The sequence below is a fragment of the Kribbella sp. NBC_00482 genome, assembly GCF_036013725.1.
Lineage (GTDB): Bacteria > Actinomycetota > Actinomycetes > Propionibacteriales > Kribbellaceae > Kribbella.
In genome coordinates, this window is the sequence record NZ_CP107881.1 from 2839964 (window position 1) to 2858467 (window position 18504).

Here is an 18504-nt window from a genome sequence, read left to right on the forward strand (position 1 = left end):
CCACGCGCGACCGCTAACAGGTGTTGCCCTGTCCAGACGGTCGAACGTCGGCAGTGCGAATGATGTATGCCGAGATAGGCAACGGTGACCTGGAACAGGTAATGCCGTATCTCCAGTTCCCACCGAGGGTCCCGCGTTCCCCCGGATGCACGAACGCGCAGGCCGCACGCTCGCCGTCGTCGCGGGCCGCTCACCGACAGACGCGCCGTTGCACGCGAGCGGCACCTGTTAGCGGTCGCACGCGAGCGGCAGCTCGCAGTCCGTTGGCGCCAGCCGGCAACTCCCGGCGGTAGCCGGAAGTAATGCTCCGGGCGGTAGCCCCGGGGGTGGGTGGGAGTGCGCGGAGCGGGCGCGGTGAGGAGCGTCGCGACGAAGCAAGCGCCTGCGGAGCGCGCGCGGGCTGCTTGTTGGCAAGTACTCTGACGGCGTGGGCATGGTGATGGCGGTGTCGTTCGAGAGGTACGGGCGGCTTTACTACCTTGATCCGGGGGAGTTTCGGCCTCGGGTGGGGGAAAAGGTGCTGGTGCCTACCGACGACGGTCCTGAGGTGGCGGAGTGTGTTTGGGCGCCGCAGTACGTGACCGAGGAGGTCGGCGGGCTGCCGCTGTGTGCGGGGATTGCGACCGCTACGGACCTCGATCGGGACGAGCAGAACCGGCAGCGGCGGGCGGATGCGCGGGTGATCGCCAAGCGGACGATCCGGGAGCACGACCTGCCGATGAAGGTGGTCGGGATCGATTTCGTCGACCGGCGGGCGGATATCGACCAGCTGGTGATCGTGTACTTCTCGGCGCCGCACCGGGTCGATTTCCGTGAGCTCGTCCGGGATCTGGCGCGGGCCCTGCGGGCGCGGATCGAGCTGCGGCAGGTCGGCGCGCGCGACGAGGCGCGGTTGCAGGGCGGGATCGGGCCGTGCGGGCGGGACCTGTGCTGCGCGACGTTCCTGAAGGATTTCGAGCCGGTCAGCGTGCGGATGGCGAAGGACCAGGACCTGCCGCTGAACCCGTTGAAGATCTCCGGCGCGTGCGGCCGGCTGATGTGCTGCCTGAAGTACGAGCACCCGCTGTACCAGGAGTTCAACGCGAAGGCTCCGGCGCTCGGGACCGCGGTGGAGACCCCCGCGGGTGATGGAGTGGTGGTCGGGCACAACGTGCCGAGCGACACCGTGGTCGTCCGGCTCGCGGCCTCGGGCCGGCGCTGTGCGTGCAGCCGGGCGGACGTCTGCTCGCCGCGGCAGCAGTACGAGGCCTCCGGTACGACGACACCGGACGCGGCACCCGTCGTACCGGAAGCGAGTGCGGTGCCCGAGCAGCCGGAGCCGACCGAGGAGCGGCGGGTGCGGAAACCACGCCGCCGACGCCGCCTGCACCACGACGACGAGGGAGAAACCGCGCAGTGAGATTCCGCAGGTCGACCGTACTGGTGGCAACTCTGGCGGTGCTCGCAAGCGGATGTGGAGTAGCGAGTCGCGCCCAGGACGCCGACGGCGGTACGGCGCCCGGCGTCGGCAGCAACCCGCCCAGCGGACCGGTCGGCCCGATCCCGGCCGGGCTGGAGAAGTTCTACCAGCAGCAGCCGGACTGGGAGCGCTGCGGCTCCAACCAGCAGTGCGCGACCATCGAGGTCCCGCTGGACTACACGAAGCCGACCGGTAAGACCATCGAACTGCGCGCCCGGAAGGTGCTCGCCAAGGATCGCGGTGGCCGGATCGGCACGCTGTTCATCAACCCGGGCGGCCCCGGCGCTTCCGGGCAGGAGTTCGCCGCGCAGGTGCCGATGCTGTTCGGGTCGTCGCTGCTGCGGAAGTTCGACATCATCGGCTGGGACCCGCGCGGGGTCGGTGAATCCACCCCGGTGAAGTGCCTGGACACCGCGCAGCTGGACGCGATGATCGCCGCCGACGGGAGCCCGGACACCCCGGCCGAGGTCGCGGACGTCGACAAGCAGTCCAAGACCTTCGCGGCCGGCTGCGAGCAGCGTTCTGGCGAGCTCCTGCCGCATGTGAACACCAAGGACGCCGCCCGCGACATCGACGTACTGCGCGGCATCGTCGGGGACTCCCAGCTCTACTACCTGGGCATGTCGTACGGCACCTACCTCGGTGCGACGTACGCCGAGTTGTTCCCGAAGAACGTCGGCCGGCTGGTGCTGGACGGCGCCGTCGACCCGTCGATCTCGTCCCAGCAGATGGGGATGGCGCAGGCGAAGGGCTTCGACAAGGCGCTGGACGCGTTCGCGGAGGACTGTGCGCAGCGCTCCTGCAAGCTCGGCAGCAGCAAGAACGAGGTGCTGGCGAAGATCGACAAGCTGATCAAGGACAGCGACGCGCACCCGCTGCCGGGTGACGGGCAGCGCCAGGTCACGCAGGCCCTGGTGATCCTCGGTCTGGTCTATCCGCTGTACCTGAAGGAGTTCTGGCCGCGGCTCGAGGACGCCGTCGTCGACGGGCTCGCCGGGAACGGCGCGCGGCTGCTCGCGTTGGCCGACGAGTACACCGACCGCAAGCCGTCCGGGTACGCCGACAACGCGAACGAGGTCCAGATCGCGGTCAACTGTTCCGACCGTCCGGACGTCACCTCGATCGCGCAGCTCCAGGCGGAGGTGCCGGAGTTCAAGGCCGCCTCACCGCGGTTCGGTGAGTTCCTCGCCTGGTCGTCGGCGTCCTGCGTGAACTGGCCGGTGAAGCCGACGGACAAACCGCACCAGATCAAGGCGGCCGGCTCGAAGCCGATCATGGTCCTCGGTACGACGCGCGACCCGGCCACGCCGTACGAGTGGGCGGTCGGGCTGGCGCACCAGCTCGAGAGCGGCGTCCTCGTCACCCGCGACGGCGACGGCCACACGGCGTACCTGTCGGGCAACGCCTGCGTGAAGAACGTCGTGGAGAGCTACCTCGTGCAGGGCAACACCCCCGCCGCCGACATCAAGTGCTAGTTGGGGCGGGTATCGCCCGAGGCGAGTTTGAGGGTGTCGGTGGCCTGCTGGAGGACGGCGCGCAGGCCGGCCTCGTCCTGCGGGCGGCCGCCGACGGTGATCTCGACCGCTGACGTCTTGCCGTCGTCGAGCGAGACCCAGCGCGACAGGCCCATCCGGGGGCCGCGGGTCTTGTCGACGTACGTGTAGATCAGCGTGCCGTTGTCGCGGCTGAGCACCTTCAGGCCGGTCTCGTCGATGCTGCGCTCGCGGTTCGCGACCATCTTGTCCGGGGTCTGCTTGCTGCCCCGCGTGTCGAACCGGATCTGCCAGACGCCGGTCGAGTCGACGAACTTCGGGCGGGTGCCGCTCTGCGCGCTCTTCCACCCGGCCGGGATCTCGGACGACACCGGGTCGTCGTCGGTGCCGAAGCTCTGGACGACGTACTGCAGCCCGTCGGCCTGCAGGCCGTCCCCACGGCTCGGGGTGCTGGACGGCGACGGACTCACGATCCCCGCCGGCGTGTCGTGGGCGGTGAACGGATTGCCGCCGTTCACGGCGACGACTGTGCCGAACACGGCTACGCCGACGGTCATTCCCGCCAGCGTCATCAGCAGCGCCTGGTGCCTGGGCGTGAGCATCCCGACCTCGCTTCCCTCTCTCCCGCCCGATTATCCCCGACGAGAGGGGCGTCACCGCAAACTGCCGCGTACGCTGGCACGTCGTGGAGATGTCCGACCCTGCGTTCCGGCAGGCCTTGCAACGCTACGACGACGGTACGGCGGAACGCGCCGACCTGAAACTGCTCACCAAGGAACTGTTGCAACGCCTGGTCGCGAAAGCACCGGGCCACGCGGTCGAGGTACGGGTTCCGCCGTACGGCGCCGTGCAGTGCATCGAGGGCCCGCGACACACCCGCGGTACGCCGGGCGCGGTCATCGAGATGCCACCGGACCTGTGGATCGATGTGGCGCTCGGCCGCACCACCTGGCCCGACGCCCGGATGACAGGCAAACTCCGCGCCAGCGGCGAACGCACCGACCTGTCCGCCCTGCTGCCCCTCAGCTGAAATCAGGTTCGTTCCGGCAGGTCGGGCCTGACACTATGTCTCGGTGGCAGCAAGTCTGAGCGCGCGGCTGGCCCGGTTGCGTGTCGATCTGACTCCGTGGCGTGGTTCCCGCGATTTCCGCATCCTGCTCGTCGCGGGGTCGATCTTCTTCCTCGGCGGCATGGTCGGGTACGTCGCTCTGCCGTACCAGCTCTACCAACTCACCGGATCGAACTTCGCGGTCGGCGCGATGGGCCTGGTGACGATCGTCCCGCTGGTCGTGTTCGGCCTGTACGGCGGTGCGCTCGCCGACCACGTCGAACGCCGCACGCTGCTCGTCTCCACCGGCCTCGCGCAGGTCGCGATCTCCGCGCTGATGGTCGCCAACACGCTGCTCCCGAATCCGCAGGTCTGGCTGATCTACGTCTGCGGCGCACTGAACGCGGTCGCGACCTCGCTGCAGCGGCCTTCGCGGGAGGCGCTCCTTCCACGGGTGGTGAAGCACGCGGAGATCCCGGCCGCGGTCGCACTGAGCTCCCTGACCTCGCAGATCGGGCAGCTCGCCGGCCCGGCGCTCGGTGGCGTCCTGGTCGGATCGGTCGGCGTGACCTGGGCATTCTCGGTCGAGCTGGCCGGAATCGTCTTCGCGACGCTGCTCTACGCCCGGCTCGGTTCGTACCGCGCCGGCGAGCACTCCACGGCGCCGAGTCTGCGGGCGATCGGCGGCGGAATCGTCTACGCGTTCCGCCGCAAGGACCTGCTCGCGACGTACCTGGTCGACATGGTCGGGATGTTTCTGGCGATGCCGATCGTGCTGTTCCCGGCGTTCGCGACGGACATCCTGAAAGAACCCAAGCTGCTCGGCCTGCTGTACAGCGCGGAGGCGATCGGGGCGATGTGCGCCAGCCTGACCAGCGGGTGGGCGAAACACGTCCATCACCAGGGCCGGGCGGTGGTGCTGGCCACGATCGGCTGGGGCGCCGCGGTCGGGATCGCGGGGCTGGCGCCGAACATCTGGTTCGCGATCGCGTTCTTCGCGGTGGCCGGCGCGGCCGACATGATCTCGGTGCTGTTCCGCTCGGTGATCTGGAACCAGACGATCCCCGACGAGATGCGCGGCCGGCTGGCCGGGATCGAGATGCTCGGCTACTCGCTCGGCCCGCTCGGCGGTCAGGCCCGCTCCGGACTGGTCGCCGATCTCACCACGGTCCGGACCTCGATCGTCAGCGGCGGCGTGCTGTGCGTCGCCGGCGTCATCGCCACGTCGGTCTGGTTGCGCGAGTTCTGGCGGTACGACGCCCGTACCGACGAACACGCGGTCCGCGAAAGAGAGCTCCGCGCCGCGGGTTAAGGTTCCTGTCATCATGCGTATCCGCCGGGTAGTGACCGCCTCCGCGCTGACCGTCGTACTGCTCGCAGGCTGTGGTGGTCCGGCGGAAGAGACGTCGCCGAGCGTGCCGCCGCTGGTGCCGATGAGCACGCCACCGAGCACGGAGACCCCCTCGCCGACGCCTTCGGTGACGCCCTCGATGACGCCGTCCAAGGTCGCGGACACGTTGTGCGTGCGGATGGACCCCACCTTGGTGCAGACCACGCTCGCGGTGCCGGTCGCGAACATCCAGCCGAAGGCGCCGCCGCCCGAGTTCGACATCCCGACGTACGACGTGTGTCAGTTCGCCCTCAGTGCCAGCCCTGACGGACCGGTGCTGAGGGTCGGGATGTCGGTGCTCCCGGCGACTCCGGCGATGCTGGCGGCGGCCCAGAAGGCCTACGCCGCGCATCCGCGGGAGCCGGCCAAGCCCGTCCAGATCGGTCGGGGCGGGTACGGCACAAGTACGTTCCTGGTGTTCCTGTCGCTCGGCAGGATGTACAAGCTCTCCGGGCCGCAGGCGACCCTCGCGAAGTACGTCGCACTCGGCCGGGAGGTCCTGCGGCAGGGTGCCGGGCTGATGGAGGCCGATCGGCTGATCACGCGCCCGGACTGTGACCGCGCTACGGCGGCGGCCGAGAAGGTGCTGGGCGCACCGGCGATGGCCCGGCGCGACGGTCAGACCCCCGCCGGCGACCTGGTCTGCGGCTGGGTGACCTCGACGAGCGTGCTCTCGACGTCGGTACGCCGGGAGCCGGACGCCAAGGCCCTGATGGCCCCGATCCGCAAGGCCGCCACCTCGCAGTCGATCCCGCTCGGCGACGAGGGGTACGTCGACACCGCCACCGGCCGGACGACGATCCGCGTCGGCGACGACAAGATCGTCGACCTTGTGCCGCTCCCGGACCGCAAGATCAACCCGGACCTGATGACCCAGTTCGCCCTCGCGATCGCCCCGCGCTACACCCGCTGAGCCGCGCTACCTGCGACCTGGTCGCGGGTGTTAGGGTGACCGCGCCGTGGTGTTCGGGAAGCCGGTGAAGTACCGGCGCGGCCCTCGCCACTGTGATCGGGATGTGCACCTGTCGTACCCGTGAGGGGACCACTGGCCGCGTGCGGCTGGGAAGGTCAGGCCGGTGGACGCGGTACCCGTCAGCCAGGAGACCGGCCACGGCGATGACCCGTCCACGAGGTGCTGGAGGAACGGTCCGCCCATGGCCGCCGTACGCGTAGTTGCTGCTGTCCTGTCGTTGTCGCTCCTGGCCGGCTGTGGTCCGGCCGCCGAAGCCGGAACCGGCGCCCGCTCGATCACCGTCAAGAACTGCGGGATCGACGTCACCGTCGACGGACCGCCGAAGCGCGTGTTCGCGGCGTACCAGCCGGCCATCGAGATGGCGCACGCGCTGGGGATCTCGGATCGCCTGGTCGGGACGGCGTACCTGGATGCCGAAGTGCTCCCGGAGTACGCCGGCGCGCAGGCGAAGGCGAAGTACTTCAAGAACCTGCCGAGCCGCGAGGAACTGCTCAGCCTGAACCCGGACTTCGTGCTGTCCGGGTTCAACGACGTGTTCAGCGCCGCCGGCAGCGACTCGAGCTTCGGCAGCCGCAAGAGCCTCGCCGACCTCGGTGTCCGGACCTGGATCTTCAGCCCGCTCTGCCCGACCGCCGACGGGAAGGGCGACGAGGCGATCGACCCCTCGACGGTCTCGATGGACAACGTGTACGCCGACCTGCGGGACCTCGGCAAGCTCTTCGGTGTCGAGGACCGCGCCGCGCAGGTGATCGCCGATCAGCAGCGCCGGATCGCGGCGGTCGAGACTGCGGTGAAGGACGCTCCGCGGCCGACGGTGGCGATCGTCCGGCCAGGGCTGGAAGGCGGAGTCCTCACGGTCTCGGGCGGTCCGGACTTCGGGACCGTGCTGATCCGGCAGGCCGGCGGGGTGAACGCGTTCGCGGACCTGACGGCGAAGCGGAACGTGAAGATCAGCGTCGAGGAGTTCATCAAGCGGGACCCGGACTACGTGCTGGTCAGCGGCTGCTGCGACGCGTCGCTGACGCCCGCGGCATCGCAGGCGGACGTGGACAAGATCCTCGGCAATCCGGCGTACGCGAATCTCAAGGCGGTGCGCGGCAAGCACGTGATCCCGTGGCTGTTCGCGAACCACTCAGCCGGTGTCCGGGGCGCCTACACCACGGAGAACCTGGGCCACATCCTGCACCCTGACCTCCTCCGGTGAAACGGATCGCAGGCCTCGCGGTCTGCGTCGGCATCCTGATCGTGGTCGTCCTGCTGTCCTTGTGTGTCGGCAACCGGTGGGTCGGGGTGAGCGAGGTCTACCGGGCACTCATGGACTTCAGCGGTAGCGACACCGACCGGGTTGTCAGGTACCTGCGCGTGCCGCGGACCGTTGCCGGTCTGCTTGTCGGGGTCGCGCTCGGGCTGTCGGGCGGGTTGATGCAGGGCGTCACCCGGAACCCGCTCGCCGATCCGGGGATCCTCGGTGTGAACGCGGGCGCCGCAGTGGCCGTGGTCGGTGCGATCGGGCTGCTCGGAGTGCACAGCCTGACCGGTTACGTGTGGTTCGCGATGGGTGGCGCGCTGGTGGCGACCGTCGTCGTGTACCTGATCGGTGGTGCTGCACCCGTGAAGCTGGCGCTGGCCGGGGCAGCGATCTCCGCACTGCTCGGCTCGCTCACCTCGGCCGTGACGCTGCTCGATCTCTCGACCTTGAACGAGTACCGGTTCTGGGTGGTCGGATCGTTGTCCCTCGCCACCGGACCGATCGTCGCGCAGGCCGTTCCATTCGTTGCCGTCGGCACCGTTCTGGCGCTGCTGCTCGGGCGGTCGCTCAATCAGCTCGCCCTCGGCGACGACCTCGCGCAGGCGTTGGGCACGCGGATGCAGCTGGTCCGGGTGCTCGCCGGGCTCGCCGTCGTGATCCTGGCCGGTACGGCGACCGCGATCGCCGGCCCGATCGGGTTCATCGGCCTCGCCGTACCGCATGTCGCGCGGCGGATCGTCGGCCCGGACTATCGCCATCTGCTGCCCTGGTCGATGGTGCTCGCGCCGATCGTCCTGCTGCTGGCCGACGTCCTCGGGCGGATCGTCGTACGGCCGGCGGAGCTGCAGGTCGGGATCGTCACCGCGGTGATCGGTGCGCCCTTGTTCATCGCGTTGGTCCGGCGGCGGCGAATGGCCGAGCTGTGAGGAGCGTCGTGGTCTCGACGGTCGCGTGGCTGCTCACCGCGGCGATCGGGGCGTTCGCGCTGACGCGGGGCGACTACGAATTGCCGTTGGCCGAAGTACTGCGGACCCTGTCCGGGCACGGCACGCTGATCACGTACGACGTCGTCGTCGACAACCGCCTGCCCCGTGTCCTGGTCGGTATCGGCGTCGGTACGGCGTTCGCGGTGTCGGGCGCGATCTTTCAGCGGCTCGCCCGGAACCCGCTGGTCAGCCCGGACCTGATCGGCATCAACGCCGGCGCCGCGCTGGCCGCCGTACTGATGATCACCGTGCTCGGGAGCGGCTGGATCCCGCTCGGTGCGCTGACCGGGTCGTTGCTGTCGGCAATCGTCGTGTATCTGCTGGCTTACCGCAACGGGGTCTCCGGGCATCGGCTGGTGCTGGTCGGGATCGGTGTGACGGCGATCATCGGGTCGCTCACGGCGTACCTGCTCACGCTGGCGGACATCTACACGGCGAAGAGCGCGTCGATGTGGCTGGCGGGGAGCCTCGCCGGCCGCTCGTGGGAGCACGTCGTCCTGGTCGGGATCACCGTGGCCGTCGGGCTGCCGGCCGCGATGGCTTCGACGCGGCAGTTGCGGCTGCTGGAGCTCGGCGACGACCTGGCGCGGGCGCTGGGCGGGCGGGTTGAACTGGCCCGCGCTGCGTTGATCGCGATCGGCGTCGGGCTAGCAGCGCTAGCGACCGCGGCCGCGGGACCGGTCGGGTTCGTGGCGTTGGTGGCGCCTCAGCTGGCGCGCGGCCTGGTCCCGCGGCGGCCGGGATTGCTCGTTCCGGCGGCCATCGGGGCATTGCTCGTGGTCGCATCTGACCTCATCGCCAGGACCGTGGTCGCCCCGACCGCACTGCCGGTCGGTGTGGTGACCGCCTTCCTCGGAGCGCCGTACCTACTCTTCCTGCTGGCCCGCACAAACAGGTTCTAGCTCGGTTCGAGTGGAGATATGTAGCCGACCAGGGCCTGGTTGAGTTCGGTGATCCACCGTTCGCGGTGGGTGGCAGGGGTGGTGACGATGGTGCCGAGCAGGGCGGCGAAGATCTGGGTCGCGACGGCCGCGGTGGTTTCGAGGCGGTCAGGCGGCAGCTCGGGGTAGCGCGCGGCCAGGACCTCGGCGACTCGACCGGTGACGGCCATCTGGAGCGCGCGGGTCGGCGCGGTCAGCTTGTCCGGCATGTCGCCGCTGCCGAACAAGGCCTTGAAACCCGGGTTCTCCAGGTTGACCTCGACCATCGGGCGGATCATCCGGTCGACCAGTTCAGGCAGCGGGAGGTGCGCCGTACCTGGGTCGAAGGCCTTCTGGTGCGCCGCGGCGAGTTCGCTGCGGTAGCGCTCCGCGAGCGCCTCGGCGAGGGCCTCCTTGTTCGCGAAGAACTGGTAGAGCGTGCCCGGTGAGACGCCGGCCTGGCGGGCGATCGCGTTGGTCGTCGCCTTCGCGTACCCGGCCTCGGCGAACACCACCGCGGCCGCGTCCAGCAGCTGCACCATCCGCCGCTGCCCGCGTGCTTGGCGACGCGGCTCCTCGGGCATGGGACGACCCTTCGTTGACAAACACGAGTAAAAGCTCGTATTTTTCCTGTATGCGAGCAACTGCTCGTGTTTGGACATCCTACCCCCGCCAGCCCGGAGGTCCGCCATGCCCGAAACCACCCAACTCGACCTCCCGAAACCCCTCGAGCGCCTCGGTCGGTTGGTGGTTCGGCGCCGGCGTCTGGTCGTCCTGCTCTCGCTCGTCCTCACAGCGCTCGTGCTCGCGGTCGCGGCCGGCGCGCTCAACGCCCTCTCGCTGTCCCGGATCGCCGATCCGTCCGCGGAGTCGGATCGCGCCAGGCGGGTGCTCGCCGACCAGTTCCGGACCGGTCCGCCGAACCTCGCGTTCCTCGTGACGGCGAAGACCGGGACCGTCGACGATCCCGCCGTACGCGCCGCTGGTGTTGGACTGACCAACGAAGTCGCCGGACAGTCGGGGGTCGCCGAGGCCGCGTCGTACTGGTCCCGTGACGGCAGTCCGGCCTTGCGCAGCAAGGATTCCCGGCAGGCGCTGATCCTCGTCCACGTGCCGGGCGAAGTGAACGAGGCGCGGCAGCGAGTCGGTGAGCTCGCCGCGCAGTACGCCGGATCGCGCGACGGGATCACCGTGCAGTCGGGCGGTCAGGACGAGGTGTTCCGCGAGATCGGCGCCCAGGCCCGTGCGGACTTCCTGCGCGCCGAGCTGGTCGTGATCCCGATGGTGCTCGCGCTGCTGATCCTCATCTATCGCAGGGTTTCGCCGGCCCTCCTGACGCTGGGGGTCGGCATCTTCGCGGTCGGCGGCGCGTTGGCCGGGCTGCGGGTGATCGCGGCGTTCACCGAGGTCTCGACGTTCGCCGCCAACCTCGCGTTGGTGATGGGTTTGGCGCTCGGTGTCGACTACTGCCTGTTCGTGATCGCAAGGTTCCGCGAGGAGCTGGCGGCCGGCGCCGAGGTCGACGACGCCGTGGTGACCGCGGTGCGCACGGCCGGGCGGACCGTCTTCTTCAGCGGTCTGACGGTCGCAGTCTCACTGCTCGCGCTGCTGCTGTTCCCCCTGTCGTTCCTGCGGTCCTTCGGGTACGCCGGTGTTCTCGTTGTCCTGTCCGCGCTGATCGGCGCGCTCGTCATCCTCCCGGCCGCGCTGGCGCTCCTCGGCCGCCGAGCGGTCCGTCCCGCGGTGACAGGCTCCGGCTCGGGCCGCTGGGCAGCACTCGCGACCGCGGTGATGCGCCGCCCAGCACTCATTGGCGGCGCCGTACTCGCGCTGATCTTGTTGCTCTCGTCGCCCGCCTTGGGCCTGCGCCTCGGGCTGCCGGACGCGCGCATCCTCCCCGCGGACGCCAGCAGCCGGATCATGGCGGACCAGGTGCGCGAGAACTTCGGTCAGGAGGAGTCCGATGCCTTGTACGTCGTGATGCCCCAGATCACCGATCCGGCGCGACTGACGCCGTACGCGAAGACCCTTGGACAACTGGACGGGGTGGCGCAGGTCGACACCTACGTCCGCAACGGCGGGGCGTACCTGACGGTCATCCCGACCGATGAGGTGCTCGAGGGAAACGTCGGGAACCTCGTTGAACAGGTCCGCGCGGCTGAGGCGCCGTACCACGCGATGATCGGTGGTTCGCCGGCCGAGATGTTGGACTGGCGTGCGGCACTCACCGAACGGATCCCGCTGGTGCTCGGGTTGATCCTGCTGCTCAGCGTGCTCGTCCTGTACGTCGCGACCGGCAGCGTGCTGCTGCCGTTGAAGGCGACTGTGCTGAACTTGCTGAGTCTCGGGGTGATGTTCGGCGTCATGGTGTGGGTGTTCCAGCTCGGCAACCTGTCCGGGGCGCTCGGCTTCACCGCGACCGGCGTGCTGGAGGCGAGCATGCCGACCCTCATGTTCTGCATCGTGTACGGGCTGTCGATGGACTACGAGGTGTTCATCGTGTCGCGGATCCGGGAGGAGTACTTGCGGACCGGGGACACCGAGCGGGCGGTCGCGATCGGGCTGCAGCGATCGGCGCCGTTGGTCACGAGCGCGGCCGCCGTACTCGCGCTGTCGTTCGCGGTCTATGCGACCGGCGGAGTCGTGTACCTGAAGATGATCGGGATCGGGATGGCCGTCGCGGTGCTCGTGGACGCGACGGCGATCCGGGGCATCCTGTTGCCCGCGTTCATGAAGCTCGCCGGGCGGGCGAACTGGTGGAGTCCGATCAGCGGACCTTCGCGATCGTGGTGATGGCCTCGGTGATTTCGGTGGGGGTGCGGGCCGCGTAGCCGAGGACCAGGCCGGGGGCGTGCGGGAGTTGGCAGTGCCAGGAGAGGGGATGGGTTTTCACGCCTGCTTCCAGGGCGGCGGCGGCCAGCTCGATGTCGTTTCCCTTTTCGAAGGTGATGGTGAGGTGCAGGCCGGCGGCGGCGCCGTGGATGGTTGCGGTGGGCAAGTGGTTGCGGATGGCGCTGACCATCGCGTCGCGGCGGGTACGGTGCCGACGGCGGAGGAAGCGGAGTTGGCGCTCAAGCTCTCCGGACTCCATCAGGGAGGCGAGGGTGAGCTGTGGGAGGCCTGCGTTGCCGAGGTCCGCCAGGCGTTTGCGGGCGATCAGTTCTTCCTTGTACTGCGGGGGTGCGAGCATCCAGCCGATCCGTAGCGCCGGGGCGAGCAGCTTGGACACGCTGCCGGCGTAGATGACCCGGTCGGGCAGCATCGTGCGGAGCGCCGGGACCGGCGGTCGGTCGTACCGGTGCTCGGCGTCGTAGTCGTCCTCGATGACCAGTCCGCCGTCCGTCGCCCACTGGATCAGCTCGCGCCGACGTTCGCCGTCCAGTACGACGCCGGTCGGGAAGTGGTGCGCCGGCGTCACCATCACCGCGCCCGCGCCGGAATTCCGCAGTACGTCGACCTGCAGCCCGCGATCGTCGACGGGGATCGGCGGGGTCCGCATGCCCCAGTTCTGCAGGTGCTGACGGGAACCGAGCGAACCGGGGTCCTCGACCGCGATCTCGTGGACGCCGTGCCGTTGGAGCATCTGGGCCACGAGCCCGATCGCCTGGGCCACGCCGGCCACGATGATCAGGTCGTCCGGATCCGCGGTGATCCCGCGGTACTGCGCCAGCCACGCCGCGACCGCGCGCCGCAACGTCGGCGTACCCGCGGGATCGCCGTACCCGAAATCGGCCGACTCCAGGTCCGCCAGCACCGCTCGCTCCGCGCGCAACCAGGCGCTCCGCGGAAACGCCGCCAAGTCCGGCACCCCTGGTGTCAGATCGATCCGCGACGGGGCCGCCCGCAAATTGTCGAAGATCTCATCGCCCAGGTCTGCAGAACGACAGGAGGTAGTCCCCAGTCCCTCCGCTTCTGGAGGCGCGCTAGGCGGGCGAGGACGTATGCGTAGACGACTACGTCCTGTCGTTCGGTTGGCGCCGGCCTCCGGAGCCGTGCCCATGACGATGGTCCCGCGGCGGCCGTGGGTGGAGACGTGGCCGTCCTCGGTGAGGCGCTGGTACGACTCGGTGACCACGCCCCGGGAGAGGCCGAGGTCGGTCGCGAGGGTGCGGGTCGCGGGGAGCCGGGTGCCGACCGGGAGGTGACCGGTCGAGATCGCGGTCCGCAGGCGGTCGGTCAGCCAGTCCGCGAGACCGCCGGGCGGTGCCTCGGCCGGGTCGAGTTGGAGGAAGTCCGCTCCGCCAATGGACCTGCCACTTATCGCCGGATTGGACCTGTTCACAGGACCATTGTGGCGCGACCTTGGAGGTATGGGAACCGACTACGTCCACGGCTACACCCCGGCGGAGACCCGCCGGCTGTCCGACCAGGCCGGCACGCTCGCCGACCTGCTGCACGGCGGCACCACCTACCCGCCCGGCAGCCGCGTGCTGGAGGCCGGCTGCGGAGTGGGAGCGCAGACCGTCCAACTGGTCACGCGAAGCCCCGGCATCGACCTCGTCTCGATCGACATCTCCGAAGCATCGCTCGCCCAGGCCAAGGCCCAGGTCGCCGAACTCGCGCCGGACACGACGGTCGACTGGCGGCACGCGGACCTCCACGACCTTGCCGACTCGCCTGACGAGAAGTTCGACCACGTCTTCGTCTGCTTCGTCCTCGAGCACCTCCCCGACCCTGTTGAGGCGCTCGTCGGGCTCCGCAGTCTCCTCAATCCCGGTGGCACGATCACGGTGATCGAAGGCGACCACGAGTCCGCCTTCTTCCACCCGCGCAGCACACAGGCCCAGGCCGTCATCGACTGCCTGGTCGACCTGCAGGCTTCCGCGGGCGGCGACTCGCTGATCGGCCGTCAGCTCCAGCCGTTGCTCGAGCAGGCCGGGTACGACGACGTACAGGTCGGACCGCGCACCGTGTACGCCGACCAGAACCTCCCGCACCTCGTCGACGGCTTCACCCGCAAGACCTTCATCGCGATGGTCGAGTCCGTCCGCGACCGCGCGATCGCCGCCGGCCTGCAGACCGAGGCCGAATGGGCCGCGGGCATCCGCGACCTCGAGAAGTCCGCCGGGCCCGGCGGCACCTTTCACTACACGTTCTTCAAAGGAGTGGGCAGGACATGATCGCCTTCCTCGTCCTCATCGCGTTGGTCTGCTGGGCTCTCGGCCGCAACCGGCGCAGACAGCTCCGCCCCACGATCGGCGGCCCCACCGACCGCGACCTGCAACGCCTGATCGCCGATCTCAGGGCACGTTCATGAACGCCTGGTAAACAATGGGGTATGGCCCCGACTGAGCAGCTCGAGATCGAAACGAAGTACGACGTCGACGCGAGTGTGACCCTGCCGGCGCTGCACGAGTTGCCCGGGGTCGCGAGTGTCGCGCAACCGGTCGAGCTCGACCTGGAAGCGGTGTACTACGACACTGCGGCTCTCGACCTGGCCGGGCACAAGGTGACGCTGCGCCGCCGCACCGGGGGTGAGGACGACGGGTGGCACGTGAAGTTTCCGGGGTCGTCCGGTGGCCGCCTCGAGGTGCGGTTCCCGCTCGGCCGGTCGGTGCGCAACGTGCCGATCGCGGTCGTCCGCACGGTCCGGGTGCATGTCCGCGACCAGCAGCTCGCGCCGGTCGTGACGCTGCAGACCCGACGGATCGTCCACCGGTTGCTCGACGCGGACGGCGGTGTCCTCGCGGAGCTCGCCGACGACCACGTGACCGCGACGGTCGCGGACGGCGAGCCGGAGAGCTGGCGCGAGTGGGAGGTCGAGCTGGTCGACGGCGACGACCTGCTGCTCGAGGACGCGGGTGAGTTGCTGAAGGCCGCGGGCGCCCTTCCGGCGAGCGGTCCGAGCAAGCTCGCGCGGGCGCTCGGCGATCGCGTTCCGGCGTACGACGAATGGACCTTGCCGAAGAAGCCGCGGACGTCGGACCTGTTCCGCGCGTACGCCGGCGCGCAGGTGCGGGCGATCCGCGAACGGGACCCGGAGGTACGGCGGGACGTTCCGGACTCGATCCACAAGTTCCGGGTCGCGACGCGGCGGCTGCGGTCGGCGCTGGCGACGTACCGCCCGGTGATCGATCGTGCGGTCGGCGACCCGTTGCGGGCCGAGTTGAAGTGGCTGGCAGGTGAGCTCGGCGCTGCCCGGGATGCTGAGGTGCAGCGCGAGCACTTTGCGGCCGAGGTCGCGGAGCAGCCGGTCGAGTTGGTGATGGGACGCGTCGCGGGGCGGATCGACGACCACCTGCGCCGGGTCTATCGCGATGGGCGTGCCGGGGCCTTGGCTGCGTTGGAGAGTCAGCGGTACTTCCGGCTGCTGGATGCTTTGGACGAGCTGGTCGCAAAGCCGCCGGTGACCGACGATGACCGGAAGGCTCGCAAGCAGGTCGGCGAGCTGCTTGAACATGACTACCGGCGGATGCACAAGGCCGTACGTCGTTCGCAGCAGGCCGAGACCGTGGCGGAGCAGGACCACGAGTTGCACGAAGTACGAAAGTCGTCGAAGCGCCTGCGGTACGCCGCGGAATCCGCCGTACCGGTCCTGTCCGACGAAGCCGCCGACCTGGCCGCCCGCGCTGAGCAGGTCCAGGAGATCCTCGGCGAACACCAGGACTCGGTCGTCTCCCGCGACCTCCTCCACCACCTCGCCCTCGAGGTCTACGCCGAAGGCGGCAACCCCTTCACCTACGGCCTCCTACACGCCACCGAACAATCCCGCGGCAACACCTCCCGCGAAGCCTTCTACCAACTCTGGCCCACCCTGAAATTCCACGGGTGAGACGTGCGAGACGGACCCGGTGCAGGGGCCGGGTCCGTCTCGGGGGGCGGGGTGGGGCTGCCAGGCAGGACCGCGTCGGATCAGCAGGACCTGCCTGACAGGTCTTTAGTGCTTCACCGCCTTCTCGGCGCCCGCGCCGGTGAGGGAGCGGACCTCCATTTCGGCGAAGCGGTCGACGTCGACCGGCTCCTTGCTGGTGATCGTGCCGAGCCAGCCGAGCAGGAACGCCAGCGGGATCGAGACGATGCCGGGGTTGTCCAGTGGGAACAGGTGGAAGTCGATGCTGGTGTCGGTGATCATCGACAGGCTCGCACCGGTCTTCGCGTCCACCTTGCCGGAGACGACCGGGCTGAAGATGATCAGGATGATCGTCGAGGCCAGACCGCCGTAGATGCTCCACAGGGCGCCGCGGGTGTTGAAGCGCCGCCAGAACAGGGAGTACAGGATAGTCGGCAGGTTCGCACTCGCCGCGACCGCGAACGCCAGGGCGACGAGGAACGCGATGTTCTGCCCGTTCGCGAAGATGCCGCCGATGATCGCGACGATGCCGATCACGACCGCGGTGTACCGCGCTACGCGGACCTCGCCGTCACCGCTGATCTGGCCCTTCTTGATGATCTGGCCGTAGATGTCGTGTGCGAACGACGTACTCGCGGTGATCGTCAGACCGGCGACCACCGCCAGGATCGTCGCGAACGCGACCGCCGAGATCACCCCGAGCAGCACCTCACCACCGAGCTCGAAGGCGAGCAGTGGAGCTGCCGAGTTGGCCTTGCCGGGCGCGGCCTTGATGCGGTCCGGTCCGACGATCGCGGCAGCGCCGTACCCGAGGACCAGCGTGAACAGGTAGAAGATGCCGATGATCCAGATCGCCCAGCTGACACTGCGCCGCGCCTCCTTGGAGTCCGGCACCGTGTAGAACCGCATCAGCACGTGCGGCAGGCCGGCGGTGCCGAGCACCAGGGCGAGCGCGAGCGAGAGGAAGTCCAGCTTGGTGATACCGGTGGCGCCGTACTGGAGGCCGGGGCTGAGCAGCTTCTCGCCGGCTGCCGGGCTCTTGTCGACGGCCGCACCGAGCAGGCCGGACAGGTTGAAGCTGTACTTCGCCAGCACCCAGATCGTCATGATTCCGGCGCCGATGACCAGCAGCACGGCCTTGACGATCTGCACCCAGGTGGTGCCCTTCATGCCGCCGACCAGGACGTAGGTGATCATCAGGATGCCGACCACCGCGATCACGATGCTCTGCCCGGCCCGGTGACTCACCCCGAGCAGCAGGGCGACCAGACCGCCGGCGCCTGCCATCTGCGCCAGCAGGTAGAAGAAGCAGACGCCGAGGGTCGAGATCGCGGCCGCCATCCGGACCGGCCGCTGCTTGAGCCGGAACGACAGTACGTCGGCCATCGTGAACCGGCCGGTGTTCCGTAGTAGCTCGGCAACTAGTAGCAATGCGACTAGCCACGCGACCAGGAAGCCGATGGAGTACAGGAAGCCGTCGTACCCGTTCAGCGCGATCGCGCCGGCGATGCCGAGGAACGACGCGGCGGACAGGTAGTCGCCGGCGATCGCGATACCGTTCTGCGGGCCGGTGAACGACCGGCCGCCGGCGTAGAAGTCGGCCGCGGTCTTGTTGTTCCGCGACGCCCGGAACACGATCGCCAGCGTGGCCAGCACGAACAGCGCGAAGATCGCGATGTTGACGGTCGGGTTACCGATGTCCGTTGCCATTGGCAACATCAGCGGGGCGGTCACTGCGGTTCTCCCTCGATCTGGTGGCGCAGCTTCTCGGCGTCAGGGTCGATCCGGCGGTCCGCCCAGCGGACGTAGATCATCGTGATCGCGAACGTCGACACGAACTGCCCGAGGCCGAACAGCAGCGCCACGGTGATGTTGCCGCCGACCTTGTGCGACATGAAGCCGTGCGCGTAGTCGGCGAGCAGGACGTAGACGAAGTACCAGACCAGGAACAGCGCGGTCATCGGGAACACGAAGCGCCGGAACCGGCGACGCAGCTCGGAGAAGTCCGGTGACAACTGGACATCCCGGTACGTCGTCAGGTCGCGATCGCCAATATCACTCATCGCGAGACCTCCAAGGAGGGGATAGTGCCGGGCGGTGTGGAGCCGGCGAGGGGTGCTGGGACGTACTGTGGCGCGGGTCACGGCACTCCCGACAGCACCGGCGCGCACCGGTCGCTCAGCGGAGCACACCAGT

Annotated in this window: 17 protein-coding genes and 1 riboswitch; of the genes, 12 read left to right on the forward strand and 5 right to left on the reverse strand. The window is 69.2% G+C overall.

The annotated features are described in order from the left end of the window. Positions 1-547 precede the first annotated feature (547 nt). A complete protein-coding gene (locus OHB24_RS14255; protein WP_442913970.1) occupies positions 548-1399 on the forward strand; it encodes a PSP1 domain-containing protein in 852 nt (283 codons plus the stop codon). Continuing rightward, complete coding sequence (locus OHB24_RS14260; protein WP_327639482.1) at positions 1396-2934, forward strand: alpha/beta hydrolase; 1539 nt, start codon at positions 1396-1398, stop codon at positions 2932-2934. The genes OHB24_RS14255 and OHB24_RS14260 overlap by 4 nt, the downstream gene beginning before the upstream one ends. Here OHB24_RS14260 and OHB24_RS14265 read toward each other — a convergent pair. After that, positions 2931-3554, reverse strand: coding sequence for a hypothetical protein (locus OHB24_RS14265; RefSeq protein WP_327639483.1), 624 nt, complete (start codon positions 3552-3554; stop codon positions 2931-2933). The genes OHB24_RS14260 and OHB24_RS14265 overlap by 4 nt on opposite strands. Before the next feature lie 89 nt (positions 3555-3643). On the opposite strand from OHB24_RS14265, the gene OHB24_RS14270 reads away from it, so the two are divergent. The 6 genes from OHB24_RS14270 (at position 3644) to OHB24_RS14295 (ending at position 9500) form a co-directional block, all read left to right on the forward strand. Then, a complete protein-coding gene (locus tag OHB24_RS14270; protein WP_327641067.1) occupies positions 3644-3982 on the forward strand; it encodes a sterol carrier family protein in 339 nt (112 codons plus the stop codon). Positions 3983-4025: 43 nt separating this feature from the next. Beyond that, complete coding sequence (locus OHB24_RS14275; RefSeq protein WP_327639484.1) at positions 4026-5312, forward strand: MFS transporter; 1287 nt, start codon at positions 4026-4028, stop codon at positions 5310-5312. 13 nt (positions 5313-5325) lie between these two features. Then, complete coding sequence (locus OHB24_RS14280) at positions 5326-6303, forward strand: hypothetical protein (protein ID WP_327639485.1); 978 nt, start codon at positions 5326-5328, stop codon at positions 6301-6303. A gap of 30 nt (positions 6304-6333) precedes the next feature. Then, positions 6334-6517: riboswitch (cobalamin riboswitch) on the forward strand. A 27-nt stretch (positions 6518-6544) separates the two neighbouring features. Beyond that, entirely contained in the window at positions 6545-7567 is a 1023-nt protein-coding gene (locus OHB24_RS14285) for an ABC transporter substrate-binding protein (protein ID WP_327639486.1), read from the forward strand. Next, positions 7564-8538 (forward strand): FecCD family ABC transporter permease, encoded by a 975-nt coding sequence (locus tag OHB24_RS14290; RefSeq protein WP_327639487.1) that lies wholly within the window; start codon positions 7564-7566, stop codon positions 8536-8538. The genes OHB24_RS14285 and OHB24_RS14290 overlap by 4 nt, the downstream gene beginning before the upstream one ends. A gap of 8 nt (positions 8539-8546) precedes the next feature. Then, the gene (locus OHB24_RS14295; RefSeq protein ID WP_327639488.1) at positions 8547-9500 is read left to right on the forward strand and encodes a FecCD family ABC transporter permease; all 954 of its coding nucleotides are present in this window, start codon (positions 8547-8549) and stop codon (positions 9498-9500) included. Here OHB24_RS14295 and OHB24_RS14300 read toward each other — a convergent pair. Then, positions 9497-10102 carry a TetR/AcrR family transcriptional regulator gene (locus OHB24_RS14300; protein ID WP_327639489.1) on the reverse strand — a complete coding sequence of 202 codons (606 nt, stop codon included), beginning with the start codon at positions 10100-10102 and terminating at the stop codon, positions 9497-9499. The genes OHB24_RS14295 and OHB24_RS14300 overlap by 4 nt on opposite strands. 106 nt (positions 10103-10208) lie before the next feature. Here OHB24_RS14300 and OHB24_RS14305 point away from each other — a divergent pair, with 106 nt between their 5' ends. Continuing rightward, on the forward strand, positions 10209-12311 hold the full coding sequence (locus tag OHB24_RS14305) for an MMPL family transporter (RefSeq protein ID WP_327639490.1): 2103 nt from the start codon (positions 10209-10211) through the stop codon (positions 12309-12311). Here OHB24_RS14305 and pdxR read toward each other — a convergent pair. Further along, the gene (gene pdxR, locus OHB24_RS14310) at positions 12286-13800 is read right to left on the reverse strand and encodes a MocR-like pyridoxine biosynthesis transcription factor PdxR (RefSeq protein ID WP_327639491.1); all 1515 of its coding nucleotides are present in this window, start codon (positions 13798-13800) and stop codon (positions 12286-12288) included. The two genes, OHB24_RS14305 and pdxR, sit on opposite strands and share 26 nt — an antisense overlap. A 28-nt stretch (positions 13801-13828) precedes the next feature. Here pdxR and OHB24_RS14315 point away from each other — a divergent pair, with 28 nt between their 5' ends. The 3 genes from OHB24_RS14315 to OHB24_RS14325 are packed head-to-tail and all read left to right on the forward strand — an operon-like array spanning position 13829 to position 16290. Next, positions 13829-14638: a methyltransferase gene (locus tag OHB24_RS14315; protein WP_327639492.1), complete on the forward strand. Its 810-nt coding sequence runs from the start codon at positions 13829-13831 to the stop codon at positions 14636-14638. Further along, positions 14635-14775, forward strand: a complete 141-nt coding sequence (locus OHB24_RS14320) for a hypothetical protein (protein ID WP_327639493.1) — start codon at positions 14635-14637, stop codon at positions 14773-14775. The genes OHB24_RS14315 and OHB24_RS14320 overlap by 4 nt, the downstream gene beginning before the upstream one ends. 21 nt (positions 14776-14796) lie before the next feature. Continuing rightward, a complete protein-coding gene (locus OHB24_RS14325; protein ID WP_327639494.1) occupies positions 14797-16290 on the forward strand; it encodes a CYTH and CHAD domain-containing protein in 1494 nt (497 codons plus the stop codon). A 105-nt stretch (positions 16291-16395) separates the two neighbouring features. Here OHB24_RS14325 and OHB24_RS14330 read toward each other — a convergent pair whose 3' ends face one another. Both OHB24_RS14330 and OHB24_RS14335 read right to left on the reverse strand, forming a co-directional pair. Further along, positions 16396-18027, reverse strand: coding sequence for a solute symporter family protein (locus OHB24_RS14330; RefSeq protein WP_442913992.1), 1632 nt, complete (start codon positions 18025-18027; stop codon positions 16396-16398). Between the two features lie 11 nt (positions 18028-18038). Next, positions 18039-18371, reverse strand: coding sequence for a DUF485 domain-containing protein (locus tag OHB24_RS14335; protein WP_130387070.1), 333 nt, complete (start codon positions 18369-18371; stop codon positions 18039-18041). Between the last annotated feature and the right edge of the window lie 133 nt (positions 18372-18504).